The following is a 26,016-nucleotide window of genomic DNA, read 5'->3' as shown; positions in this document are numbered from 1 at the left end:
CCCCTCTTGTTTGTGACCTTGCGCACAAATTTATTAACGCTGTATCGGCAATTATTGCGATAATTTGATGATTATAGTTTCCTCCGTGATTATTTAGGGTTTTACTAATAATGAAAAAAAGAACAATAGCACTGATTTTGTTGATGCTGATTTTGATAGCGGCGGCGGCACTTTTCCATTCCCACAATCAATTCTTATTATTGCAAGGTGAAGTCGATGCGCCAGAGGTTATGGTGACCTCTAAGGCGAAAGGTCGTGTTATTGAACGCCATGTGGAACGCGGGGATGACGTTCAAAAAGGGCAATTGTTATTAACATTAGAGAGCCCTGAACTAACGGCACAATACGCAGCTTTAAAAGCCGCGAGAGACCAAGCGAAAGCGCAATTAGCTCAATCAATTAATGGAACACGTGAAGAAACAATTCGTAATTTACAAGCGTCATTGGCACAAGCTAACTCACAGTATCAAAATGCGACACGTGAATATACTCGCTTAAATAACTTGTCTGCTAAAGGCTACGTTTCTGCTAATGAGTTAGATAATGCACGTAAAGCAAAAGAGGTGGCTTTCCAGCAAGTACAAGGCGCAAAGGCGCAGCTTGAAGAAGCCAAAAATGGTGACCGTATTGAATTACGTCAAAAATATGCGGCACAACTGAGTGAAGCTGAACAGAAACTGGCTGAGCTGCAAGTGCAGTTAGATGACTTACAAGTGAAAGCTCCCGTTGATGGCGAAATAGGGCCTATACCCGCGGAAATTGGTGAAATTTTCAATGCAGGTAGCCCATTAATGACCATGGTCCGCATCCCACAGGCTTATTTCATTTATAACCTGCGTGAAGATATCCTTGTTGATATTAAAAAAGGTGACAAGATTCAACTTGATGTTCCCGCTTTAGGCGATAAAAAAATTGAAGCAGAGGTTCGTTATATCGCACCAAAAGGGGATTACGCAACAAAAAGGGCAACACGTGCGACAGGGGATTTCGATTTGAAAACCTTTGAAGTTCGTTTGTATCCATTAGAACCGGTTGATGGCTTAAGACCGGGTATGAGCGTGTTATGGCGCTGGGATAAATAAAAGGCGCTGTTATGAGATTAAAATTCGCTTGGCATGGTTTTGAACATGCATTCAGTCGAGAAACACAAGCCGCTATCCGCAGCCCTGTTTTTCACTGGTTAAGTTGGCTGTTTCCGTTAATGTTATTTACGTTAATAAGCGCTAACTTCTCAGAAGGAACACTGATGGATCTGCCGGTATCCGTCGTTGATAATGATCGAAGCCCAGCGTCTAGGCAGATTATTCGGGATCTGAATGCAGGCCCCCATGCAGATGTAAAAGCGATTGATAACAACCTTAACAGCTCGATAAAACGCTTAGCTAGTGCGCAAGATTATGCGCTTTTATATATTCCTACCAATTTTGAAGCGGATGTATTACGGGGGCGCCAACCTGAAATACGCATGTACTACAATGCGTTGTTTTATGCGTCGGGAAGTTATGCGATCCAAGATTTCAGTGGTCTGGTGGCTGAGCTGAATGCCAAGTACCGTACTCAACTGGCGAGTTCAATGGGAAAAGCCTTACCCCCATTAGCACAAGTGACTCTTTCTTACGACAGTTTATTTAACCCCAGCGGCAGCTATATCTATTACCAGCAATTCGCAGCAACTATTCATATGCTGCAATTGTTCGTGGTGACGTGTACGATTTATACTTTATCGCGTAGCTCAATATTACAGAGTGTGAAGCCATTTGGTATGGCCGTGCTCGGAAAAATGGCCCCTTATACATTATTTTTTACCACATTATTAGTGGTTGAACTTGCGGCATTGGTGAGTATCTTTGACGCTAAGGTGGTGGGAAATCCCCTCTATATGATAATGGTTGGCTTCTTCTATGTGATAGCGGCACAAAGTATTGGGCTATTGCTATTTAGTTTCACGTCTAGTGCAATTATGGCTTATAGCCTTATTGGGATGCTAGTGAGTATTGCATTAGCCTTCTCGGGAATGGCAGTACCTGAATTATCCATGATTTTGCCCGCACAAATTATTTCGAATATTGAGCCATTAACCCACACACTCAACGCGATGTTTGATATTTTCTTACGTGAAATTTCATTTAAACGTATTGTCGAAGTCTGTTTGTTCTTACTGATTTATCCCATCGTAACGGCATTTTTGATCCGTAAACGCTTGCCGAAAAGAATTGCGGCACAAGGAGGGGAGCTCTAATGCAGATGTATTTTGCAACCTTCCGTAAAGTACTGATTGGCATGTTAGATAAGCCAATGTGGTTATTATTGATCGTCTCGTTGTGTGTGATGAGTTTAGTTTATGCGAAGCCGGTGTTATGGGATTTACCTGTTGCAGTGATCGACCAAGATCATAGTGTGGCAAGTCGAGCACTTATCCGTGACTTAGATGCTGCTCCGAAAGTGAAACTGCACAGTTATGATAGTTTAGATCAAGCTCGCAAGGATATGATCGGTCGGCAATTGTTCGCTATCATTATCATTCCAACCGATTTTGAAAAGTTTTTATTGAATGGTAAAACTATTACGATCCCTGTTTATGGTGACGCGACCAACCGTTTGGCGAGCGGCCAGATCCAACAAGAATTAGTCAGTGCTTATCAAACATTATTAAATAGCTATAACACACAATTATTAATTAATTCTGGTTATAGCAAAGAGCAAGCTAAAGTCATTATTACTCCAATCCGTAGCTTAACGGAGCCTTTGTATAATCCAGGTGTCAGCTTTGCCGCCATTGTGTTTCCCGGTTTGCTCGTCATGTTGTTACAGCATTCACTGCTTATTGCCTGTGTTCGCGTGAGTATTGCTATTCGTGGCACGCCAAAAGGTAAACCGCCATTAGCAGTATATTTAGGGGCATTATCTGCATTGATCCCAATTTGGTTATTTTTATCCACCGTCTTTTTTGCTTTGTGGCCATGGATCCTAGGTTATCGCCAAGAAGCACCACTGTATCAATTATGGATGCTGACTTTTCCTTTCTTATTGGCAGTAATTGGGTTAGGTAAGTTAGTGACTGAATGTTTACGTAGTGTTGAGATGATTTATTTAACCTTAGCGTTTATTACCACACCGGTTTTCTATATGTCAGGAACGATATGGCCATTGCAAGCAATGCCTGAGTGGGTACGCATGATCGCGTCAGCATTACCATCAACATGGGCAACCAGTGCCATGGCGGGGATTAACCAAATGGGTCTACCGTTTAGTGGCGTATTGATGGATATTGTGATGATGCTGGTTCTTGGGGTCATTTATACTGTGATTGGTGTGTTTATTGGTATGCTACGTGACGGTGAATTACGTCATATTTCCCATATTATGCATCGTTGGCGGAAGCAGCGTCATGATTCATAATGTTGTTTAAGATATCTCATGAATAGAAGGCCTGATAAAGATTGAAAGTCATTGCGATGTTGATATAAATAACCGGCCTTCATTCTAATATGACGGTGAGTTTTTAAGTCATTATTAGATAATCCCAATTATGAATAAATAGTTTTACGCATTATAAGATATTAATAGCCTGAACTTTAAAATTAAGTTAATTTAATTCTTTATAAATGCTTTATTTTAAAAAAAGCTTAAGTTACATTTATTCCTTTTTTAAAGGAATAAATCTCTATGGACTTTTCGACTATCCTTTCTGCGTTACTTTCGTTTATGAGTTATTTTGCGATAGGTACTGTCATGGTGCTTGTGTTTCTTTTTATTTATACACGGATATCGCGTCATAATGAGTGGGCATTAATCAAACAGAATAATACCGCTGCTGGGCTTGCATTTATTGGTGCTATGCTAGGTTATATCACTCCACTATCGAGTGCTATCTCTCACTCTATTAGTCTTCTAGACTGTATTATTTGGGGCGTTATTGCATTATTTGTCCAATTACTTGTTCTCGGCGCAACCAAAATATATATGCCAAAGATCAGCGAGAAAATAGAACAGAATAATATTTCTGCTGGGCTATTTTTAGGAGGTACATCACTTGGGTTTGGTATTTTGAATGCCGTTAGTATGAGTTATTAACAAATAAAGATGTTCTATGAGTAAGAAAAAGAAAATAAAGAAACATAAAAGTCATCAGCCCCATGCTAACGCTCAATTAAAACGAATTGGTACTGTAAAAAAAGAAGTACGTAAAGGCCCTAGCATACTGACGTTAGCCATTATGGGAGGGGCTGTTATTTTTGGTATACGTAGTTGTAGCAAAGAATCTCCAACCTCTACGGTGACGATCTTTAAAAATAGCGATGACTGTGTATTAGCGGGGTATAGCCGATCTTTTTGTACGCAAAAACAAGAAGAAGCTCAGCAACAATTAATTCAGCACATGGCTTACTATAATCAACTAAATAGCTGTGAATCTATTTATGGGCAAGGCAATTGCACATTAATAAATCGCAAATTGACTCTGTATGAAAATTTGGAGTGCTTATCCCAAAACCATGACAATGAGTATTGTGATGCCCAAGAGCGCGAGGCTTATGCGCCTACACTAGCAGGCTTTTCGGTTGATAATTATCCCAGTGAAGTGAGTCGTTCTTCAACGTCTGCGCATTCAGGATTGCATTATTACTCAAGGGCTAGACCATTTTATCGTTCTAAAAGTGAACCGAATGTTTATTATGAACCTGGTTCATCGGATAAATGGGTTTCCGATGGTTCAAATAAGTTGAAACCCGCTAAATACAGTAATAACTCGACTAAAACGACTTCACGAGGCGGCTTCGGACATAAATCCAGTCGTAAAGGTGGCTGAGTATGTTGCGAATACCATTAAAGCCGCGTGAGAATTTAGATAAAATAGCTCAAGATTATGGTTTTGATTTTCATATTATTGATGATGAAATTTATTGGGATGAATCACATGCCTATTGTTTTACCTTAGAGCAAATTGAAAATGGTATTGAAGATCCCACCGAAGAATTACACCAGATGTGTTTAGAGGTTGTTGATCTTGCTATTAACGATGAGGCTATCTTAGAAGAACTTGCAATCCCTGAATTATATTGGGATGCGATTGCAAATAGTTGGCGAAAGAATAAAGCGTCATTATATGGAAGAATGGATTTCTCATGGAATGGATATCAGCCAGCAAAATTACTTGAATATAATGCAGATACTCCGACATCACTCTACGAATCCGCATTCTTTCAATGGCAGTGGCTGTCTGATATGACAGCAAGAGGTTTAATTCCAGCTAATGCCGACCAGTTTAATTCGATTCAGGAAAAACTGATTCAGCGTTTTTTATTATGGCGTAACGAGCACCCTTTTTATTTTTGCTGTTGCGAAGACTCGATAGAAGATCGCGGAACTGTTTTATATTTGGAAGACTGTGCTCGCCAAGCGGGATTACAAACGCAATTTATTTACATGGAAGATATCGGGTTAGGCCTCGGTGGGGTTTTTACGGATTTACAAGATCAGATTATTCATCAAGGTTTTAAATTATACCCCTATGAGTGGATGTTCCAAGATGATTATGGCCCGATATTGCGTAGCCAACGGACCGAATGGTTGGAACCGTTATGGAAATCAATTTTAAGTAATAAAGGGCTATTACCTTTGTTATGGCGTTATTTCCCTAACCATCCTAATTTGTTACCTGCTTATTTTGCCGATGAGCAAATTAATATTGTTGGAAAACTTAAACAGGATATGGGGAGTCATTGGCAAGGTTTTACAACCAAACCGTTATTCTCACGCGAAGGTGCGAATGTTTCATTATTCATGAATAGCGAACAAGAAATTATTACAGAAGAATTTGGTGAATATGCTCATGAACCCCGTATTTATCAGGCCAGTGCATTACTGCCTAAATTTGGTTCCGATTATACCTTAATAGGAAGCTGGGTGATTGGTGATGAACCTGCTGGCATTGCTATCCGAGAAGATGGTTCGTTAATAACCAAAGACACATCTCGATTTATTCCTCATTATATTATGAATTAATGCAGCTTATTTGTGAAAGGGACCTATGAACTGGGAATTGATCTCATTTCTCGCATGGTGATAGTGATCAAGCGCGAACTCTATCTCCCCATAAAAGAGTCATACTCAATCATTTCATCGTTCATGAATTTCTATGAAATACATCAATTCAAACTTAAGGAGTCGCCCATACAGGCGACTTGGTTGATGGCCCATCGGGTAAAAAAATAGGCACTATTGCCGAGGGCGACAGTTTAATGAAAATCAACGGGATCGCCGTAACACTGGAAGGCCACAAAGTGGCTTGTGGTGGCTTCAATGGTCGTGTACATGTCACGTTGGGATAAGTGATGACTTGCTGATATCACCGCATATCACTGAAACTACTACCCCGTCATACTGCAAATCGCAGCAGTATTGGCGATGCACATTTGCGTTAGCCATATCGTTTTCTATCACTCCAAGTGATTCGTTGACTTGCCGCCGAGATACGCTGCGAATTATTTGGGAGACTATCTGTACGAGTACGAATAAAGGCAGCCGATATCCCATCGACATAAAAAAGCAATCAGAGTGTTTCGCTCATGGATGTATGGCTAACCTCTAATCAACCATCTCTAAACCTGCAACTTGTCGCCAATAGCCATTACAACTCCTGTCTGTAATCGTTAGTGGTGCTAGGCCTGTTTGGTTGGCTTTAAATTGTGACAGTATTTTTAGAGAATCATGACTTTCAGGAGAAATACGTACAATATCCACTAAATCCATCATAGATAGCTGTTCATTGCCTAAGTTGTAGCAATAGCCACTTTGTGTCTGCAATCCATTGAGCGTGAAAACCTGTTGCTGTTCTTGAGAAAAAACTTTTCGGCCTTGTGGATAGTTGATACAGCAAGTTTCACACTCATCTTTTGCACGATTTTCTGAGCGCGCGGTAAAGCAGCGGGCCGAATAGGCGAGAGGTAGGTGTCCATAACTCATCACTTCAACTTCGAATTTGTCACGTATTCCTAGCTCGTCACATTGATTGAGTAAATTGACTAGCCAATCACGAGACAATTCGACAGGCATACACCAGCGTTGCATACCTTGTCGGAGTAGGATATTAAGCGTTTGAGCGTTATAACAATTCAAACCATGACCGGCGACAAAAGGCAGGTTGCGCTCAATTAACATATTAATCACCCCAAAGTCGTGTGCTTCCACGAGGAATTCACCATTATCGACTAATTTACTGATCTCTTTAAGTTCAGAAGGGGCTTGTAATAGTGCGAGGGTACTTAAAATAATCTGTTTTCCGCTAGCAGACAGTGCCTTAGCCAAATCAATCCAGTCAGCTGGTTTCATTTCACGACGCTTACTACAGACGGTCTCACCGAGATAAATAATATCAGCTTCACTTTGCATAGCCTGCTGATAAAACGCTTCAAGTTGCTGTTTTGGCCAGTAATAAAGAACTGATCCTAATGCATATTTCATGACGTATTCCTTATTATTGCCATTTACGATGGTAAGCGCCAAGGGTTGTTTGGCTACCCTCAGACAGTTCTCCCAAAACTTTCAACCATTGTGGGTCCGCAATAAATTGTTTTGGATTTGCATTGTATTTGTCGATGGCTTTGCGCCAGATACGAGTGACGTCGGTCACATAGGCTGGGCTGCGTTGGCGACCTTCAATTTTGACCGATGCAATATTTGCGGCCATCAAATCTGGCAGTAGTTCTATGGTGTTAAGGCTGGTAGGCTCCTCCAGTACATGGTATTGATGGTCATCAACCAAATAGCGTCCTTTGCATAGTGTCGGATAACCAGCATTTTCATTGCCTTGATAGCGGTCGATCAGGACTTCATTTAAACGTGATTCCATGCCTTGTGGCGTTTGCTGCCAACGAACAAATCGTGCAGGCGAGCAAGCACCAACCGTATTGGGGGATTCGCCGGTGAGATAAGATGAGAGATAACAGCGTCCTTCTGCCATGATGCATAGGCTACCAAAAGCAAAGACTTCTAAGGGAACAGGGCTAGTTTTGGCGAGTTGCTTGACTTGATGGATAGAGAGTACGCGCGGCAATACGATACGATGAACATCAAAATTACGTGCATAAAAGCGAATCGCTTCGGTATTTGTCGCTGAAGCTTGCACAGACACATGTCGCTCAATATGTGGATACTTATTCGCGGCATATTCAAGCATGGCTAAATCAGCAAGAATTAATGCATCTGCGCCCAAAGATGCAGCAAGGTCGACAGAGTCTCTCCAGCGTTGAAAACCATCGGGATGAGCAAAGGTATTAATTGCAATATGCAGTTTGCGCTTGTGATTATGTATATAGCGTTCTGCTTCACGTAATTTTTTTTCAGTAAAATTCAGGCCTGCAAAATGGCGTGCGTTGGTATCATTTTTCAAGCCGATATAAACCGCATCGGCACCATTATCGACAGCCGCTTTGAGAGCTGGTAGGTTGCCCGCAGGGCAGAGTAATTCCATGGTGTCTATTCCAGTGTAAAATTTCGACAACTTAGCATTCTAGTCAACTCGGTAGAGACAGATTTTGATTTAAGGCAGTGAATTGGTTGTTTACCTGTTGAATTTGCATCGTTATTTTGATGTTAACACTCCAATATAAAAAAACTGATGCGTTTTAGTTAGGTGGATTTACTGGCAAATAGGCGAGTAGACAGAGTATTCATGATATTTCTGGCAGAATAAAAAATAAATACTGGCGAGAAGAGCAAACCTTGATATAGGATCAAATGAGTGCTTATTTTCTTTGGCATTATATGAATATTCTATTATTGAGTATGTCGATATATATGTCTGTTATCACACTGATTTGCTAGCCATAAGCCATAGCGGGTGCTGTGTTGTATTTAATAGGCAGTCAATTGATATAGGGAGTCAGAGCTGTGTTAGGAAAAATTCGTTCTCAACTTATCTTAAAAGGGCCTTCACTACTGAAGTTTCCTTTAAAAGTGACCCCATTTGCTGTGCAGCGTCAGGTGCTTGAGCAGCTACTTAGCTGGCAATTCCGTGAATCGGTCAAAGAAGGTGAGCTGGATTTCCTTGAGGGTAAATGGCTAAGAGTTGAAGTCAGTGACCTTAACTTAGTCTGGTTTATTAGCTTACAAAATGGTGTGTTAGTCGCGAGTGCTCAGGAACAAGCCGATGTTAGCGTAAGTGGTAAAGCGAATGACCTGATCCTTATCGCGGCTCGTAAAGAGGATCCCGATACGTTGTTTTTCCAACGCCGCTTAGTGATTGAAGGCGATACAGAATTAGGCTTGTACGTGAAAAACCTGATGGATGCTTTTGAATTAGAGAATATGCCAACACCATTGCGTTTTACATTGTTACAGCTGGCGGATTTTATCAAAACCGCTCAACAAGACGAGGACACTGAGCATAAAAACTCGGTGGCATCCCCATGTTAATTCGAGTTGAAATACCGGTTGATGCAATAGGCATCGATAAATTATTGCGTGAGACATTCCCCACGCAAGCTGAAGCAGAATTAGTGCATAAACTACGTGAAGACGGTTTATTAACATTAGGTGTTGTTGCAACCAATGATGACGGCGAAGTGATTGGTTATGTAGGTTTTACGCCTGTAGATGTCAATAATGAAGATGTGCAATGGGTTGGCCTTGCGCCTATTGCTGTCAGTCAACAATATCAAAACCAAGGTATTGGTAGCCAATTGATTTACGAAGGTCTCGATAGCTTAAATGAGTTTGGTTACGGTGCTGTGGTGGTGGTAGGGGATAGCAACTATTATCGTCGTTTTGGTTTTGAACCCGCATCACAGCACAATATTGTAAGCCAATGGCCTGAGTTACAAGACCATTTTATGATCTGTGGATTAGAAAATGGCACCTTAAGTGATCATACAGGGCGCGTGACTTATTCTGCTCATTTTGATGCACTGTGATTCACTAAGTAATTTATAATATTGTCTGGCTGATCAAGGATCAGCCTTTCTTTTGCCTTTTTACTGAGTTTTTTGACCTGAAATTCCAATTTTGATGCTGCTGAGCGATCCCCCACTAAACAATGAAAAACAAGAGTCAGTGGCATTTTTCCTTTCAATGCTTTTGCACCTTTTCCTTCTTGATGCTGAGTAAAACGGCGTTGAATGTCTGTTGTAATCCCACAATACAATCTGTTATTTTTCTCTCTTATTAGGTAAATATACCAATTTTTCTGTGTGGTCATTAGATCCTAGCGCCTTATTTTTGCCTTTCTGTGCTGAAATTTAAGGGGAAATAATTTGGGTATAAACTAAAAATCTCGCTGATCAGTGGAAATATAACTTATTAAATTATATATAAAAAATGACACATTAAAGTCATAAATTTGTAACCTAAAGATTGGTTTTGATTCAAATTTTTTGAATAATAACAGCAAAATTAGCTAATTTTCATTACGATTTAAAGTGCATAATATGATCCATATCACAGGGGGACGATAAAACTTCCTGATAATAATTGAATATACAATGAGGAACACATTATGAAAAAATCAACACTAGTCGCTGCAACTTTGGCTTTAAGTGCTATTTCATTTGGCTCAATGGCTGCTGAAGAAGTTCAACACTCTAGTCAACCCGCTGCTGGTTATGTTTCTGTAACAGGTGCTGTTAGCGTTAATGACCTAACTGAAAAGTTAGCCAAAAAAGCTGAAGAAGCTGGTGCAAGTTCATTCCGTGTTATTTCCGCAGGCGGTGAAAACTCAATGAATGGTGTTGCTGCAATCTATAAATAATTTATAGTACCTAGCAAATACAATACCAAACGTTCAGAACAGCTTAAGCACGCTCAGCGATAGACAAACGATATTCAAAGAGCGTGTTCTGAACGGACAATGTGAGTTTTTGCGATGAATGACCAACAGGCATTACAACATATCCAACGTTATCTTTCCCGCCAGCACGTTTTTTCTCTCTTTACGTATCACGAGCATGATATCTGGCCAGCCACTTGTTACTATGCATTTGATGCTAACCAAATGAGTTTATTTTTTATGACCGATCCCGATTCGCGTCATGGTCAACTTATGCGAGCCAATCCTCGCATTGCAGGCACAGTTTCCGCACAAACAAAAGTTGTCAGCCAAATCCAAGGGATCCAATTTATTGGCGATGTGATAGCCTTGGATGAAACGTTATTACCGCAAGCTCGCCAATTTTACTGTCGCCGCTTCCCTGTGGCGTTGACCGCAAAACTCCCTGTATGGCGCTTAGATTTACAGGAAGTCAAAATGGTCAATAATAAGTTAGGTTTTGGTCGCAAACTGCATTGGTCACGAGAGCGTTAACGTAAAGTGTGAATAACTTGATTACTGCTTCCTCGCCAAAGTAGAGCGGGATCATACAACTCTTGAACAAATTTCCCATCGACCAGTACGTTAATCAGACTAACCACTTTCTGTTGCTCTGGTGTCAATTCTGCAAGCTGATAACCTGTCCATAGCCAAATATCTTTATCAGGGCAAACTGTTTTGACACGATGAACTAATTGAAAAATAGCCGCGAGGTTAGCAGGGTGCAAGGGATCTCCGCCGGAGAGAGACAACCCCTGCCGACGGATTCGTGTATCCTGTAAATCCTGTATGATCCGATCTTCCATTGCTTGGGTAAACGGGATGCCAGAGTCGAGACGCCATGTACTTTGGTTGTAGCATCCACGACATTGATGCACACAGCCTGAGACAAACAGTGTACATCGGGTTCCAGGGCCATTGACGACATCAACAGGGTAATATTGATGATAATGCATAGTCTTAACCTAGCTGCCCATTGCCTAAATGTTTGATGCGTCGTTTGACTTCTTCTTGTTTACCCGCGTTAAATGGGCGAGCATCAGGGCTTCCTAGGTAACCACAGACACGGCGGATGACTGAAACGCGGTTGGTGTCGTGATTACCACAACGTGGGCAAACAAAACCCTTGCTAGTGCAGCTAAATTCACCCGTAAAGCCACACTCATAACATTCATCAATTGGTGTGTTTGTTCCATAATAAGGAACATGTTCATAGCTATAATCCCAAACGTCTTCAAGGGCTTTCAGGTTGTGTTGTAAGTTAGGATATTCTCCATAACAGATGAAACCACCATTGGCGAGTGAAGGGTAAGGTTGTTCAAAGTCGATTTTGTCGTAAGGGTTAACACGTTTTTCAACATCAAGATGAAAACTATTAGTGTAGTAACCTTTGTCTGTCACATGGGGAATCACACCAAATTCAGCGGTATCAAGGCGGCAAAAACGGTCACACAGGTTTTCACTTGGTGTGCTATACAAGCTAAAGCCATAACCAGTCTCCGTCTTCCATTCGTCTGTTGCTTGGCGTAATCGGCTAACAATAGCGATTGCCTTTTCTCTTAATTGGGCATTGTCATAAACATGTTCTTGAGCGCCGAAGAGCGCATTGATGGTTTCATGCAGTCCAATATAACCTAATGAAATGGAGGCTCGGCCATTTTTAAATATCTCGGCAACACTATCATCGGCTTTGAGTCTCACACCACACGCGCCTTCCATATACAGGATCGGTGCAACACGTGCTTTCACATTTTCTAGGCGCGCAATACGTGTCATGAGTGCTTTTTTGGCGATGAACAAACGCTCTTCTAGTAATTGCCAGAAGGCATCTTCATTACCTTGAGCTTCAATCGCAATGCGCGGTAAGTTAAGGCTGATCACACCTAAATTATTGCGACCATCATGAATTTGTTGCCCATTTTCTTCATAAACGCCTAAGAAGCTACGGCAGCCCATTGGGGTTTTAAAGGAACCAGTGACATTAACGACTTGGTCATAGTTCAGAATGTCTGGATACATACGTTTACTGGCGCATTCCAAAGCTAACTGTTTGATATCATAGTTAGGATCCCCAAATTGGTGGTTCAATCCTTTTTTAATCGCAAACACCAGTTTAGGGAACACCGCGGTTTTACGGTTTTTACCTAAGCCAGCAATACGGTTTTTTAAAATAGATTGCTGGATCAAACGTGCTTCTGTTGAGGTGCCAAGGCCAAAGCCAAAGGTGACGAAAGGCGTTTGTCCATTTGCGGTATGTAATGTATTAACCTCATATTCAAGGGATTGGAATGCGTCATAGCATTCTTTTTCTGTTTGGCATTCAGCATAGCGCTGAGCATCACTGATCCCCCAAGCTTCCGCTGTTTTAAGGTGTTTTTCATAGCTGATATGTACATAGGGTGCCAGTATTTCGTCAATACGATTGATAGTCGTACCGCCATAAATGTGGCTAGCTACTTGAGCAATAATTTGTGCAGTCACGGCAGTTGCTGTTGAAATAGACTTTGGTGGCTCAATTTCTGCATTGCCCATTTTAAACCCATTGGTTAGCATGCCTTCAAGGTCGATAAGCATACAGTTAAACATAGGGAAAAAGGGCGCGTAATCCAGATCATGATAGTGGATTTCGCCTCGTTCATGAGCAATGACAACATCTCGAGGCAAAATATACTGTTTAGCATAGTGTTTTGCCACAATACCAGCGAGTAAATCACGTTGAGTAGGGATCACTTTGCTGTCTTTGTTGGCATTTTCGTTTAACAGTGAAACATTGCTTTGCTCAATAAGGCCTCGGATATCATGGGTGAGCTGGCTACGTTTTTCACGTGCACTATCTCTATCATGACGATATTCAATGTAAGCGCGCGCTAGGTTTTTATAAGGGCCGGACATGAGCTGATTCTCTACGGCATCTTGGATCTCGCGAATGTCTACTTTTTCACGATGGCCGAGTTGCTCTGTGACAGCAGTTGCAACGTGAAGACAGTAGTCATTATCTTGAATATTCACAGCCGTAGATGCACGCTTTATGGCCTCTTGAATTCTTTGGGCGTCAAAATTGACTTGGCAACCGTCTCGTTTAATCACAACCGTTTTCACTGAAATGCTCCTTATTGAGTTATCCACAATATCAAACCGTCAGATAATGCCGCAGTAGCAGGAGTGGCTGTCTTGTGGATAAAACTGTGAATAAATACTATATGTAGTATGTGTTGATGCAATTAAAGCACAATATATAGGTTATTGCTCTTTTTTAGCTACACTAAACTTGATCCACAACAAGGAAAAAAATAAATTGTATGAATATCAAAAGCCGAGATAACAAAAATAAAAACCTATTATGAAATTGATCGTGGCAGCAAACGATGGCCTGTGTGAGCGCCGGTAAAATACGAAACAGTCAAATCACATCATAGCGATCTGTCAGTGCATAAATCATATGAGAAATCCAAAATAGCAACTTGATTGCTAATAAAATGGTTTTCCGATTAAAACCGCCTAGTAATAAGGTAATAAAAGGGCCGGAAATCGCGATAACCACGACATAAATACTGACAAAAAAACCAACTTGCGGGGCAGTTATATGACGTTGAGTGGATTAATTGAGGTAATAAACCGAACACGCCACTTCAGTCGTCATAGCACCAAATACGGGCAAAGAAAGGATATTAAGAGTAGAGAAAAAGTTGATCATGGTGGATTTATCTAACAAAAAAAGGCCACTTATGTGGCCTTTATATTGAGTTATAGCGAATTAGTTAAGCAAATCAAATTTTGCTAAGTATTCACCCCAGTCTGCAACACCTTGAAATTCAAAGCCGACACTTTGGTAAAAATGATGCGCACCAAGGTTATCAATATGATAGCCAATCATAATGGCTGGAATTTTCTCTTGATTTGATGACTTTATTTCATCAATCAATACCTGCATCGCTTGCCGACCATAGCCGAGACGTTGGTGCTTCTCGTCTATCATAAAGCGATAAATCCAATAATTGCCATCATCGGGGTCAATACCATACATGACTAACCCCACTAATGTATCTTGATGCTGAATACCTTTAACGATAAACCGAGGTAAAAATTGAACTTCCGCAATTGAATATAAGTTGGAAGCAATAAATTGTGCTTGTTCTTCTGAAACTTGTAAATCAGCACAATCTTCCCAGTTATCTTGATTCAACCCAACGAGTGTTACCATTAACTTCTCCTGTTTAGAGAAGCAAACCTTCTCTAAATTATGAATGAATAGAATATGTTTTGAATGTATTTAGATTATTTTTACGCATGGTAACCCCCTTAGTTCGGATGAGTGATAGGGCCTAATTGGCGACTAAAAATGCGGCTCAAATATGCCGGAATGGCAATAAAATAACAAGATGTTTTGAAAAATATATTGTTGGCAGGAAAGTGAATAAAAAAATAGTCCGTATAGCGAGTTAGCGCATGATTATTTGGATAAGTTCGGGAAAGTGAAAGGTGATAACACAAAGCAGAAAAAACGCCATTTTTCCCGCTTTGTGTTATCTGTTATTAATTACTTACGCACAGCGATCGCTTCGATCTCGATTTTTACATCTTTCGGTAAACGGGCAACTTCAACACAAGAGCGCGCAGGGAAAGGGGCATTATGTTGTTTGAAGAACTCTTCGTAAGTTGCATTCACGGTTGCGAAATCGTTTAAATCTTTCACAAAGACCGTGGTTTTCACGATATTGGCAGCGCTAAGACCCGCTTTTTCTAAGATAGCAGCAACATTCGCCAGTGATTGGCGAGTTTGTGCAGCGATATCTTCAGGAACTTCCCCCGTTTTTGGATCAACAGGGATCTGACCTGAAGTGATAACCATACTGCCTAGGTCAACACCTTGTACATAAGGGCCGATTGCTGCTGGTGCATTTTCTGTACTGATTTCGTATGACATAATGACTCCATTTAAGCAGATAAAATTAGCGTGATAGATGAAACATAGTATAAAGCTTTGCTATTCACATACAAAGTCGCAGTCTACGTTTATCTTGTTTACTGATTATTGATCACGGCGTCTCTATCGAACTCTTTTTCACAGAATTTACAGGTTAATGCAACTTCTTTGCCGACTTTTTTCACTCTAAAGCTGCTGGAGACTGGCTCATTATGGCTAATGCAGTTACTGTTTGGACAAATCAGCACATTGTCGATATGTTCCGGTAATCTTAGCTCCAGCTTTTCTACGACTTGGTAGTCCTCAATACGATTGACGGTTGCTTCTGGCGCATACATCGCTAATTGGTTGGCTTGTTCTGGCGTTAAAAAAGTATTTTCAATTTTGATTAAATCTTTTTTACCTAAATTATTCGAAGGCAAATTTAAACCGATAGTAATTCGTTCATCAGTTAATGTCAGTTTAAACAGGCTCAGCAATTTGAAACCAATTTGAGCAGGAATGTGGTCGATGACAGTGCCGCAGCTTATCGCTTCAACTTGTAATTTATGGTCGTGTGTCATGATGGGTTTCTCCTCAGATGGCCAATTCTTTATTTAAAACCAGTGACAGTAAGGCTTGTCTTGCATATATGCCATTGCCTGCTTGTTGGAAGTAGTAAGCATAAGGTGTTTTATCAACATCGACACTGATTTCATCAATGCGCGGTAATGGATGTAATACTTTCAAGTTAGGTTTTGCAACATGCAGATCTGCTGCTCGCAGTACAAATTGTGCTTTGACATTGGCATATTCTGAAGGGTCTAAACGCTCTTTTTGTACTCGAGTCATGTAGAGAATATCGAGTTCAGGCAAGACTTCATCAATATTGTTATGCAGGCTGTATGTAGAACCTTTTTCTTCAAGTAGGTGAAGAATATGCACAGGCATCGATAGGGCTTCCGGAGCGATGAAGTAAAAATGATTGCCCTCGAACTTAGACAGCGCTTGCGTGAGAGAATGCACGGTTCTGCCATATTTTAAGTCACCGACCATGGCCACTTGCAAGTTTTCAAGGCGGCCTTGTGTTTCTTGAATAGTAAATAAATCCAATAGCGTTTGTGTTGGATGCTGATTTGAACCATCACCCGCATTGATAACGGGAATATTGCCTGAAAATTGGCTAGCTAAACGTGCGGCACCTTCTTGTGGATGGCGCATCACAATGGCATCCACATATTGGCTAATGACCGAAATAGTATCGGCGAGCGTTTCACCTTTTTTACCTAACGAAGTGTTCGAACTGTCAGAAAATCCGACAACAGATGCCCCTAAGCGATGAATGGCTGTTTCAAAGGATAAACGCGTACGGGTCGATGCCTCGAAGAAACAACTGGCGATAACTTTATGTTTTAGAAATTCAGGTTGTGGTTGTTGTTTTAAAGAAGCGGCAACCTTGAGCACGAGCTCAAGATCGGCGCGATCTAAATCATTAATTGAAATTATATCGCGATGGTATAAAGGGTTCGGCATCGTTGTTCTCCTGTGTCAGCAAGACGTGTTAGGTGATAGGCCAAAAAAAAGCCCCTCAATGAGGGGCTTTTCTTGAAATACGGAGGGGAAAAACAGGCTGTCCAGACCGCCAGAAGGCAGTGCAATGGAGGTGTTCTTTGAAACAAATAGAGCAACAGCGTTCATGGTTTCTCCCGGCAAATTGTGGCGCATTATACGCGTGTCTCCTCTCGACGCAAGCGTTTGCATACAGAAAAATAAATTTTTTTACTGGTATGCTGATATTCCTTTTTTGTTATTTTGTATAAAAATAATAAAATCAGAGAGCTATTCATTATTGGCTAAGTCGCTTAGCGATCCTCTCTAATTTGACCATTAACAAAAGCGTCACGCTGACTAACACAATGGTGAGTGCGGCACCATCGGCAATATTTCCTCTATCCGTTAAACTGAAAATTGACACAGGCAGTGTTGCCCAACCAGGGGGATACAGCATCATGGTTGCACCTAGCTCCCCTAAAGATAATGATAAGCTCAGGGCTAATGCGGATATCATCCATGGCATCAATAATGGCAATGTAATGCGGTATAAGCGATACCAAGGCGTAGCCCCTAAGCTGAAGGCTACATTTTCAATATCAGGTGAAATACGGGCCAATCCCGTTGAAATATTACTAAACGTGAAGGCGCTGATTAGGACAAAGTGGGCGGAAAAGACAATCCAGAAGGTGCCATTCATTTGTAAATAGCCTTGGCTGAATGCCACTAAGATTCCCAATCCAATAGACACTGACGGAATTGCGCTAGGTAAATAAAAGACAATCCCAAGATACTTTTGAAATTTGGAGGAATATTGACGTAAGGCTAAAGCCGCCCATAAGCCACAAAATAAAGCAAATAAACTGGCACTAAAACCAATAGTGAGACTGGATAAAATCGCATCCCATGCAGGACCCTGAAACGCATTCACAAAGTGGATGAATGTAAAACCAGAGGGTAATAAGCCATTCCACTGTTGGCTAAAACTCGACATTAAAATAATCACTAATGGCAGTAAGAAGAGAATGGCAAATAGGGTGATAGCTATTATTGCGGCAATTATACGTCCTTTTTTAGACCAAATTAGCATGATGATCTCCTCATATTAATGCGACCGGCAGCCATTCGATAGAGTGAAAATAAGCCAAGTGACAGCAAGATATTAATTAAAGCGATCATACAGGCAACACTGTAATTCGATTCAAGAATAGCCTTGCTGTACACCATCATAGGCAAGGTGTTTACCCCTTTCGCGCCAATAAATAAGACGATGCCAAACTCATTGGTCGTTAGCAGTAAACAAAGGCTTCCTCCTGCCAGAAGGGCGGGAAGTGCAGCAGGAAAAATCACTTGGCAGATGACTCTAGCCGGATGTGCACCTAGGATACTGGCCGCTTCTAATTGGCTTTTATCTATTTGACGTAGAGCCGCCATTAAGGGGCGCATTATTAAAGGGGTAAAGACGGTAATTTCAGCCAAAATGACGCCATTTACCGAGTATAAAAAGTCGACGGGCGGTAATTCGACATCAAAGAGTGCCATTAAGGTTCCATTGAGTAAGCCTGCGGAGCCATAAATGAAGGTAAAAGCGAGTGTAATTAAAAAAGTTGGCAGTGCGATAAAAGTATCAATAACTTGTGTGATAAACCGACTGCCTGTAAAAGGTATAAAAACCAATATGAGAGAGAGAATACTACCAATCATTAAGCAGCCTAATGTGGCAAAAACAGCAATGTAGAGGGTATTAATTAAGCCATTGATAAAACGGCGTGATTCAATAACTTCCCAAAAAGTCTCTAATCCCCATTGCCCTTGCTCAGTGTGCAATGCCTGCTCTGTAATCAACAATAATGGATAAAAAAATAGAGTGGCTAATACTAACAGAGGTAATAATATCCAAAAATAGGGTTTAATATTGTTGGATGACTGATGGGTCTCGATAGCTTGTGACATGTCACGCCTCAATTAAAATCGTATTGGCGGGTGAAAACCATAAAGTAAGCTGATCACCAATGCGGGGGCTAGGATGTAAGTGAGTGATCGCAACACTGATTGTTTCATTCGCAACTTGGCAAATTAAATGCGTCAAATCTCCCTTCCAACTGATTGAACGTAGGGTGGCATTCAGTTGATTAGTGGTATCAGAGCGAGACGATAAACTAATGTGCTGTGGGCGAATACAGACCAGTTTATGCGTTCCCGTGCGCAAATCAGCGCCTTGCGCTTCAATTAATGTTCCTAAGCAGCTCACGCTAATTTGGCCTACCTTGGCAGAGGCGCCAAGAACAGTGGCAGGTAAAATATTCGCTTGACCTAAAAACTCAGCAGCGAAGCGGTTTGGTGGCTGATGGTAAAGGGCATTTTTTTCACCATGAGCCACCATATAACCGTCTTTCATAATGCCAATTTTATCACCTAAAGCGAGTGCTTCAGTTTGGTCATGTGTGACATAAAGAATCGTTAAATCAGGAAGTTCATGATGTAAGCGGGCGATTTCTTCTACCATATTATGGCGGATTTGTGCGTCTAAAGCCGAAAGCGGTTCATCGAGTAGCAACACTCGTGGACGAACCGCAATCGCGCGTGCGATGGCAACTCGCTGCTGCTGCCCACCTGAAAGTTGGTGAGGATAGCGTGTTGCATAATCGGTCATGCCGACAATTTTTAGTGCTTCAGTAACACGCTCATTAATTAATGCCTTAGGTTGTTTTTGTGCGCGTAGGCCAAAAGCAACATTCTCTTCCACCTTCATATGTGGGAAGAGTGCATAATTTTGTACTACCATGCCTAGCCCCCGTTGATAGGGAGGAAGGTGGGTAATATCCGTATCACCAATTAAAATACGCCCGCTGTCCGGTTGAGCAAAACCTGCAATAGCACGTAAAACAGTTGTTTTTCCTGACCCTGAAGGGCCGATAAGGACCAATATCTCACCTGATTCTATGGTGAGAGATAACGGCTTGAGTACGACATTATCATGATAAGAGACTCTCAATGATTCGAGAGTAATACCTGAATGCTCAGTCGTTTGCGTAGAGGAACTTGTTTTTCTTTTCATCAACATACGTATATCACTCGCTTTCAGTCACTTGTTGCCAACGTGAAATATCATCTGAAAGTGAAATGGCCACCTCATTCCAATCTGGTTGCCAACTTTTTACACCATCGATGGTTTTCATTACTGTTCGGTACTGTTCATCGGTTGGTGTGATATCGGTTCGGACAGGGATCCCCCATGAAAGCTCACTCACTCGATTTTGTGATTGTTTATCTAATAAAAAGTTAATCAGCTTTTTGCCATTTTCGGTTTCTGGGCCATTTTGGACTAGGCCTATGACATAAGGCAGAACAAGTGTGCTGCGTTCACCTTGCTTATCTTCCGGCCAAAATATTTTCACATTAGGGTTACGCGCCATTTGTGATAAGTTCATTTGTAAATCGCCATTTGCTACGTATAACTCACCTTTATTGACTAAAGCGGTAAGTTTGCCGGTTGATGCAGAAGGGCCCACATTGTTAGCTTGTAGCTTCCCTAAGTAGTCAAAACCAGCCTCTTTGCTCCCAAAGCTATGGAATACTTGCAGCATAACAGCGGTACCATCACCTGCTTGTCCTGGGGTGGAATATTGCAGCTTGTTTTTAAATCGATTATCTAACAGCGCATTCCAATTTTTTGGCGGTGTTTTTAACAGCTTTTCGTTATAAATGAACGTCAGGTAATTATTGACGATAGGGCTGTAATAAGGGGTTGAGTTAGGGATATGTGGAGCAGCATCTGGGGTAAATTTAGCTAATAAATTGCTGGTGGCGGCACGTTGAATAAAAGGCGGAACGGTGACTAATACATCGGCTTGGGGGTTAGTTCGCTCTTTCGCAAGGCGCTCGACAATGGCACCAGAACCACTCTCCACATATTGTACTTTAATGCCCGTCTGCTTCGTAAACGCATTAAACTGGTTTTGATACCAGCTATTGTTGCCATCATGCAGGCCGTCTGCTGAATAAACGGTAACCACAGAATCGGCCCAAGAGGGGGCTGAACATAGCGCAGCCATCAACAAACAAGAAAGGCGAGAAAACGTCATGATGATCTCCTATTAACGAAAATGAAGTCTGGTATATACCAGTTTCTTTTACGCTAACCAGAGATTGTGACAAAAAGATGAAATAATCCAATTTTTATAAAAAATGATATCGACTACAGGGTTTCCACCTCAATACGTAAACTATCATGACGCCAGTATTCCACATCATAATCAAGGATCCGCCCATACTGATCATAGTTCAAACGTTGTAATAGCAAGGCAGGCCGGCCAGCTGTCACCCCAAGTGCATGAGCAGCTTGTAGGGGCATGGCAGTTGGATAAAACGAAAGATGCATACTGGTATAAATCAAATTGTAATGGGTTTCATATATTTCAGTGAGACTGCCATTTAGGTCATGCCTTAACAATTCTGGCACTCGGGCAGGTAAGCAGTGATTTTCACAATAACAAACTGCACGCTCATCCGCGAAACGTAAACGTGTGAGTAAATAAATGGGTTCAAAAGGCTCCAATGCTAATGGTTTTGCAATTTCACTTGGCACTGTGACGACACGCCCATCCAAAAGTAGGGTTTTAGGCTGGCGTCTTTGTTCAAGACACAATTTGTGAAAATTGGTGTTTTGAGTAGGGTTAAGCCACAGTCTCTCCGGCGTGACAAACCAGCCCCGACGCTCAGAACGATAGATCACACCACTGGCTTCTAGCTGTGCCAAACTTTCACGAATCGTTACCCTTGTTGTGTTATATATCGCACATAATTCGCGTTCTGATGGCAATTTATCACCACTTTTCAGTGCACCATTTTGAATCTTTGCCTGTAATTGCGCGGTGATTAGGCGATATTGTGGTTGCTCTTCTATGGTTGGTTTCATGTGTTTTCACCAAGTTGAAATTCATTTGTATTATACAGAGTTATATGAATTTTTTGTTGCAATGTCATTTTTCCTTTGACCTTTAGTGATAAGTATACGCATTATATTCGCCATCTGGTATAGACCAATAGGTGAGTTGAATGTCTGCAAATCATTATTTGTTATTAACCCCAGGCCCGCTGACCACATCAAAAACCGTCAAAGAGGCGATGTTATTCGATAGTTGTACATGGGATGATGATTATAATCTTGGCGTTGTGCAATCGATTCGTCAGCAGCTGACATCGCTAGCAACAACAACGTCTGGATATACAACCGTTTTATTACAAGGTAGTGGTAGTTTTGCTGTAGAAGCGGTATTGGGAAGCACAATGGGTCAGCATGATAAAGTGCTGATTATCAGTAACGGCGCTTATGGTGCACGTATGGCTGAAATGGCACAGCGTATGGATATTGCTCATCATGTGTATGATTGTGGGGAAACCTCGTTACCGGATGCTGCGGTAATTGAGCAGTTATTGCAGGACGATGAACAAATCACACACATTGCGATGGTGCATTGTGAGACAACAACAGGAATATTAAACCCAGTTGAAGCGGTCGGTAGGCTAGCTAAACAATATCGTAAACGTTATATCCTTGATGCCATGAGTAGTTTTGGAGGCATTCCCATGGATATTGCGGAGCTTAACGTTGATTTTATGATCAGCTCAGCCAACAAATGTATTCAAGGGGTACCTGGTTTTGCTTTTGTGATTGCTCGTGTTGACCAGTTACTTGTCTGTAAAAAGTATTCACGTTCATTATCGTTAGATCTCTATGAGCAGTGGGAGTGCATGGAAAAATACCATGGTAAATGGCGTTTTACATCTCCAACTCATACGGTGCTGGCTTTTGCACAAGCCTTAAAAGAGCTAGAACAAGAAGGGGGAATTACTGCTCGTTACCAACGTTATTCACAAAACCAACGTCAATTAGTCACGGGGATGCGTCAATTAGGCTTTGAAACCTTACTTAAGGATGATTGGCAATCTCCTATCATCACGGCTTTTTATTCACCTAAAGTTGCTGATTATCATTTCAAGCAATTTTATGAACGATTGAAAGCTCAAGGCTTCGTTATTTACCCCGGTAAAGTTTCGCAAAGTGATTGTTTTCGTATTGGGAACATTGGTGAAGTGTATCAACAAGATATTGCCGCATTACTCGTTGCAATCAAGCAGGCTATTTACTGGGAAAATAAGGAGTCAGTATGAAGCGTATTAATGCAGTCGTTTTAGATTGGGCAGGGACTACCGTTGATTTTGGTTCTTTTGCGCCAACCCAAATTTTTATTGAGGCATTTCATGGCGTGTTTGATATCGATATTACGCTTGCAGAGGCTCGTATACCTATGGGGCTAGGCAAATGGCAACATATTGAAGCGTTAGGAAAACTACCAACAATTGATGCACGTTGGCAGCACAGGTTTGGTCGTTCAATGACGACCGATGATATTAATGCCATTTATGAGGCATTTATGCCGTTGCAAATTGCTAAAGTCGTCGATTTTGCTGCTCCAATTGAAGGGGTTGTCGATACAGTTAGTATATTGCGTGCATCTGGGATCAAAATCGGTTCTTGTTCTGGCTATCCGCGAGCCGTGATGGAAAAATTGGTTCCAGCAGCAGAAAAATTAGGCTATAGACCGGACTATTGGATTGCGAGTGATGACTTAGTGGCTGGTGGTCGCCCAGGTCCATGGATGGCACTACAAAATATTATTGAGTTAGGTATCGACTCGGTTGCTCATTGTATTAAGGTTGATGATGCCGCACCTGGTATTGAAGAAGGGCGTAATGCAGGGATGTGGAGTGTTGGCCTCGCTTTATCAGGGAATGAGTTTGGTAAAACATGGGATGAATATCAACGCATGTCAGCCGATGACGTTGCGCATTTGCGTCAGCAAGCCGCCAATAAGTTATTTGCCGCAGGTGCGCACTATGTTATTGATACATTAGCTAATCTACCTGACCTCATAGAGAAGATAAATGTGCGACTGGCTAATGGCGAAAGACCCTAAGTGGCCGTATCGCTTATAGGTTGAGTTCGAATCTGTACAATATTGTGGCGCCTATTATCTCGATGCCTATTAGTAGGCACCACAGCTTCAAATACAGATTCGAATACAGCTTCAAATAAGTGCCGACCTAATCTATACAATTAAATGATACCACTCGGTAATTCAGGTGCTAATGTTGCAACCATTACCGCTTTTATTGTATGCAAGCGGTTTTCCGCTTCATCGAACACAATACTGTATGGAGATTCAAAAACCTCTTCAGTGACTTCCAGTCCACCCCACAGATTAAACTCTTGGGCAAGTTGAGCGCCGAGCGTTGTGTCTTCGTTATGAAATGCGGGTAAACAATGTAGGAATTTAACATCAGGGTTACCGGTTAACTGAATCGTATCCATATTCACTTGATACGGTTTAAGCAAATGAATCCGTTCGGCCCAAACCGCTTTTGCTTCCCCCATTGACACCCAAACATCGGTATACAGGAAATCAGCATCTTTAACACCTTCTGCAACATTTTCAGTGAGCGTGATTTTCCCTCCTGTTTTCAACGCTGCTTTTTGACAAATTTCAACGAGTTCTGCTTCTGGCCAACAACTTTTTGGTGCGACTAAACGAACATCCATGCCTGTGAGCGCCGCAGCCTCTAACATGGAATTTCCCATGTTGTTACGAGCATCGCCTAAATAAGCAAATTTGATCTCTGAAAGAGGTTTGTTTGGTTGATGTTCTTGGATGGTCAGTAGGTCGGCCAATAACTGTGTGGGATGGAATTCATTTGTTAATCCATTCCATACAGGCACTCCCGAATGCGCAGCTAAAGTTTCAACCGTTGATTGACTAAAACCCCGATATTGGATCCCATCATACATCCGTCCTAAAACCCTTGCGGTATCTTTCATGGTTTCTTTGTGACCAATTTGGCTACCTGAAGGGCCTAAGTAAGTGACTCTTGCACCTTGGTCAAAAGCACCGACTTCAAAGGCGCAGCGTGTACGAGTAGAATCTTTTTCAAAAATAAGGGCGATGTTTTTGCCTGTGAGCAGTGGGGTTTCGAGTCCGGCTTTCTTTTGTGCTTTTAACCAAGCTGATAGTTTTAATAATGAATGAATTTCGTTGGGTGTAAAATCAAGTAACCTAAGAAAATGCTTTTTATAGAAGGGGTTCATAAAATGCAGCCTTTTGTGATTGAATTAATATTCAATTTATATTCATAAAAATTCAAAATCAACCCCTGTAAGAAAAGAAATTATTCATTCAGGTATGGTGTCACTGGCAGCCCTATGGGAGAATGGCCCAGAGACTAGCGATAATGAAAAAAGAGGTGTGGATATGGTGGATAAAGCTGAATTAGAGGCTCAATACGAAGAAACTCGTCTAATTATAGAAGAATTACTGGAAGATGGCAGTGATCCTGATGCATTGTATGCAATTGAACACCATTTCTCTGCTGATAATTTTGAATTATTAGAAAAAGCAGCCGTAGAAGCTTTTAAATTAGGTTATGAAGTCACTGATGCGGAAGAGTTGGAAGTTGAAAACGGTGTGACGCTGATGTGCTGTGATGTGATTAGTGAGAGTGCATTAAACGCAGAGCTGATAGATGCTCAAGTTGAACAACTGATGAAATTGGCTGAAAAACTCGGAATCAACTATGACGGCTGGGGAACTTATTTCGAAGATCCTGATGCTGAATATGATGATGAAGAAGGTGATGACGACGAAGGTGATCGAATCCACTAATTCAATAAGCTAAGATTCAACTCCCTATGTGCCTGCTCTTG

Annotated in this window: 28 protein-coding genes and 1 pseudogene; 14 read left to right on the top strand and 15 right to left on the bottom strand. The window is 41.4% G+C overall.

The window, feature by feature from the left end:
• Positions 1-110: 110 nt before the first annotated feature.
• The 7 genes and pseudogenes from ACWPW6_RS16775 to ACWPW6_RS16745 all read left to right on the top strand — a co-directional run.
• Positions 111-1,082 (top strand): HlyD family secretion protein, encoded by a 972-nt coding sequence (locus ACWPW6_RS16775; protein ID WP_154622838.1) that lies wholly within the window; start codon positions 111-113, stop codon positions 1,080-1,082.
• Positions 1,083-1,093: 11 nt separating this feature from the next.
• Positions 1,094-2,239 (top strand): ABC transporter permease, encoded by a 1,146-nt coding sequence (locus ACWPW6_RS16770; protein ID WP_154622837.1) that lies wholly within the window; start codon positions 1,094-1,096, stop codon positions 2,237-2,239.
• Complete coding sequence (locus ACWPW6_RS16765; RefSeq protein ID WP_154622836.1) at positions 2,239-3,399, top strand: ABC transporter permease; 1,161 nt, start codon at positions 2,239-2,241, stop codon at positions 3,397-3,399. The genes ACWPW6_RS16770 and ACWPW6_RS16765 overlap by 1 nt, the downstream gene beginning before the upstream one ends.
• Positions 3,400-3,666: 267 nt before the next feature.
• Positions 3,667-4,074, top strand: coding sequence for a DUF350 domain-containing protein (locus tag ACWPW6_RS16760; protein WP_163863192.1), 408 nt, complete (start codon positions 3,667-3,669; stop codon positions 4,072-4,074).
• Between the two features lie 16 nt (positions 4,075-4,090).
• Complete coding sequence (locus ACWPW6_RS16755; protein ID WP_249999445.1) at positions 4,091-4,807, top strand: DUF1190 domain-containing protein; 717 nt, start codon at positions 4,091-4,093, stop codon at positions 4,805-4,807.
• 2 nt (positions 4,808-4,809) lie between these two features.
• Complete coding sequence (locus ACWPW6_RS16750; RefSeq protein WP_154622833.1) at positions 4,810-6,003, top strand: glutathionylspermidine synthase family protein; 1,194 nt, start codon at positions 4,810-4,812, stop codon at positions 6,001-6,003.
• A 158-nt stretch (positions 6,004-6,161) separates the two neighbouring features.
• Positions 6,162-6,329, top strand: a pseudogene (locus tag ACWPW6_RS16745) (PAAR domain-containing protein); the annotation flags it as partial.
• A gap of 256 nt (positions 6,330-6,585) precedes the next feature.
• Here ACWPW6_RS16745 and ACWPW6_RS16740 read toward each other — a convergent pair.
• Positions 6,586-7,461, bottom strand: a complete 876-nt coding sequence (locus ACWPW6_RS16740) for a U32 family peptidase (RefSeq protein ID WP_154622831.1) — start codon at positions 7,459-7,461, stop codon at positions 6,586-6,588.
• A gap of 13 nt (positions 7,462-7,474) precedes the next feature.
• A complete protein-coding gene (gene ubiU, locus ACWPW6_RS16735) occupies positions 7,475-8,470 on the bottom strand; it encodes a ubiquinone anaerobic biosynthesis protein UbiU (protein ID WP_154622830.1) in 996 nt (331 codons plus the stop codon).
• 419 nt (positions 8,471-8,889) lie between these two features.
• Here ubiU and ubiT point away from each other — a divergent pair, with 419 nt between their 5' ends.
• Together ubiT and ACWPW6_RS16725 are read left to right on the top strand one after the other, a co-directional pair.
• Positions 8,890-9,414: a ubiquinone anaerobic biosynthesis accessory factor UbiT gene (gene ubiT, locus ACWPW6_RS16730; RefSeq protein WP_163863186.1), complete on the top strand. Its 525-nt coding sequence runs from the start codon at positions 8,890-8,892 to the stop codon at positions 9,412-9,414.
• Entirely contained in the window at positions 9,408-9,911 is a 504-nt protein-coding gene (locus tag ACWPW6_RS16725) for a GNAT family N-acetyltransferase (RefSeq protein WP_154622829.1), read from the top strand. The genes ubiT and ACWPW6_RS16725 overlap by 7 nt, the downstream gene beginning before the upstream one ends.
• Here the strand turns inward: ACWPW6_RS16725 and ACWPW6_RS16720 are convergent.
• Positions 9,893-10,195: a GIY-YIG nuclease family protein gene (locus ACWPW6_RS16720; protein WP_154622828.1), complete on the bottom strand. Its 303-nt coding sequence runs from the start codon at positions 10,193-10,195 to the stop codon at positions 9,893-9,895. The genes ACWPW6_RS16725 and ACWPW6_RS16720 overlap by 19 nt on opposite strands.
• Before the next feature lie 297 nt (positions 10,196-10,492).
• Here ACWPW6_RS16720 and ACWPW6_RS16715 point away from each other — a divergent pair, with 297 nt between their 5' ends.
• Together ACWPW6_RS16715 and ACWPW6_RS16710 are read left to right on the top strand one after the other, a co-directional pair.
• The gene (locus tag ACWPW6_RS16715; protein WP_154624840.1) at positions 10,493-10,744 is read left to right on the top strand and encodes a YdgH/BhsA/McbA family protein; all 252 of its coding nucleotides are present in this window, start codon (positions 10,493-10,495) and stop codon (positions 10,742-10,744) included.
• Positions 10,745-10,858: 114 nt separating this feature from the next.
• Positions 10,859-11,296 carry a YhbP family protein gene (locus ACWPW6_RS16710; protein WP_196713706.1) on the top strand — a complete coding sequence of 146 codons (438 nt, stop codon included), beginning with the start codon at positions 10,859-10,861 and terminating at the stop codon, positions 11,294-11,296.
• Here ACWPW6_RS16710 and nrdG read toward each other — a convergent pair.
• The 11 genes from nrdG to phnR form a co-directional block, all read right to left on the bottom strand.
• The gene (gene nrdG, locus ACWPW6_RS16705; protein ID WP_163863182.1) at positions 11,293-11,757 is read right to left on the bottom strand and encodes an anaerobic ribonucleoside-triphosphate reductase-activating protein; all 465 of its coding nucleotides are present in this window, start codon (positions 11,755-11,757) and stop codon (positions 11,293-11,295) included. The two genes, ACWPW6_RS16710 and nrdG, sit on opposite strands and share 4 nt — an antisense overlap.
• A 4-nt stretch (positions 11,758-11,761) precedes the next feature.
• Positions 11,762-13,900, bottom strand: coding sequence for an anaerobic ribonucleoside-triphosphate reductase (nrdD, locus tag ACWPW6_RS16700; protein WP_163863180.1), 2,139 nt, complete (start codon positions 13,898-13,900; stop codon positions 11,762-11,764).
• A 655-nt stretch (positions 13,901-14,555) separates the two neighbouring features.
• On the bottom strand, positions 14,556-15,002 hold the full coding sequence (locus ACWPW6_RS16695; RefSeq protein ID WP_154624843.1) for a GNAT family N-acetyltransferase: 447 nt from the start codon (positions 15,000-15,002) through the stop codon (positions 14,556-14,558).
• 336 nt (positions 15,003-15,338) lie between these two features.
• Complete coding sequence (ridA, locus tag ACWPW6_RS16690; protein WP_004915899.1) at positions 15,339-15,725, bottom strand: 2-iminobutanoate/2-iminopropanoate deaminase; 387 nt, start codon at positions 15,723-15,725, stop codon at positions 15,339-15,341.
• 98 nt (positions 15,726-15,823) lie between these two features.
• Positions 15,824-16,288 carry an aspartate carbamoyltransferase regulatory subunit gene (gene pyrI / locus ACWPW6_RS16685; RefSeq protein ID WP_154624844.1) on the bottom strand — a complete coding sequence of 155 codons (465 nt, stop codon included), beginning with the start codon at positions 16,286-16,288 and terminating at the stop codon, positions 15,824-15,826.
• Between the two features lie 13 nt (positions 16,289-16,301).
• Entirely contained in the window at positions 16,302-17,237 is a 936-nt protein-coding gene (gene pyrB / locus ACWPW6_RS16680; protein WP_154624845.1) for an aspartate carbamoyltransferase, read from the bottom strand.
• 313 nt (positions 17,238-17,550) lie between these two features.
• Positions 17,551-18,345: a 2-aminoethylphosphonate ABC transport system, membrane component PhnV gene (gene phnV, locus ACWPW6_RS16675; protein ID WP_249999443.1), complete on the bottom strand. Its 795-nt coding sequence runs from the start codon at positions 18,343-18,345 to the stop codon at positions 17,551-17,553.
• The gene (phnU, locus tag ACWPW6_RS16670; protein ID WP_249999441.1) at positions 18,339-19,208 is read right to left on the bottom strand and encodes a 2-aminoethylphosphonate ABC transporter permease subunit; all 870 of its coding nucleotides are present in this window, start codon (positions 19,206-19,208) and stop codon (positions 18,339-18,341) included. The genes phnV and phnU overlap by 7 nt, the downstream gene beginning before the upstream one ends.
• Position 19,209: 1 nt before the next feature.
• Positions 19,210-20,319: a 2-aminoethylphosphonate ABC transport system ATP-binding subunit PhnT gene (phnT, locus tag ACWPW6_RS16665; protein WP_249999439.1), complete on the bottom strand. Its 1,110-nt coding sequence runs from the start codon at positions 20,317-20,319 to the stop codon at positions 19,210-19,212.
• A gap of 7 nt (positions 20,320-20,326) precedes the next feature.
• Complete coding sequence (gene phnS / locus ACWPW6_RS16660) at positions 20,327-21,340, bottom strand: 2-aminoethylphosphonate ABC transporter substrate-binding protein (RefSeq protein ID WP_249999437.1); 1,014 nt, start codon at positions 21,338-21,340, stop codon at positions 20,327-20,329.
• Between the two features lie 113 nt (positions 21,341-21,453).
• Positions 21,454-22,173 (bottom strand): phosphonate utilization transcriptional regulator PhnR, encoded by a 720-nt coding sequence (phnR, locus tag ACWPW6_RS16655; protein WP_249999435.1) that lies wholly within the window; start codon positions 22,171-22,173, stop codon positions 21,454-21,456.
• 140 nt (positions 22,174-22,313) lie between these two features.
• On the opposite strand from phnR, the gene phnW reads away from it, so the two are divergent.
• Together phnW and phnX are read left to right on the top strand one after the other, a co-directional pair.
• Positions 22,314-23,429 (top strand): 2-aminoethylphosphonate--pyruvate transaminase, encoded by a 1,116-nt coding sequence (gene phnW / locus ACWPW6_RS16650; RefSeq protein WP_249999433.1) that lies wholly within the window; start codon positions 22,314-22,316, stop codon positions 23,427-23,429.
• Positions 23,426-24,235: a phosphonoacetaldehyde hydrolase gene (gene phnX, locus ACWPW6_RS16645; protein ID WP_249999431.1), complete on the top strand. Its 810-nt coding sequence runs from the start codon at positions 23,426-23,428 to the stop codon at positions 24,233-24,235. Before phnW ends, phnX begins: the two co-directional genes overlap by 4 nt.
• Before the next feature lie 140 nt (positions 24,236-24,375).
• Here the strand turns inward: phnX and argF are convergent, their stop codons facing one another.
• Entirely contained in the window at positions 24,376-25,401 is a 1,026-nt protein-coding gene (gene argF, locus ACWPW6_RS16640; RefSeq protein ID WP_154624846.1) for an ornithine carbamoyltransferase, read from the bottom strand.
• A gap of 163 nt (positions 25,402-25,564) precedes the next feature.
• Between argF and rraB the strand changes: the two genes are divergently transcribed.
• On the top strand, positions 25,565-25,975 hold the full coding sequence (gene rraB, locus ACWPW6_RS16635) for a ribonuclease E inhibitor RraB (protein ID WP_195848196.1): 411 nt from the start codon (positions 25,565-25,567) through the stop codon (positions 25,973-25,975).
• Positions 25,976-26,016: the final 41 nt, after the last annotated feature.

Source organism: Providencia sp. Marseille-Q8014, assembly GCF_965112055.1.
The sequence above is the reverse complement of the archived record's forward strand: the minus strand, read 5'-3'. Positions and strand labels throughout refer to the sequence as shown.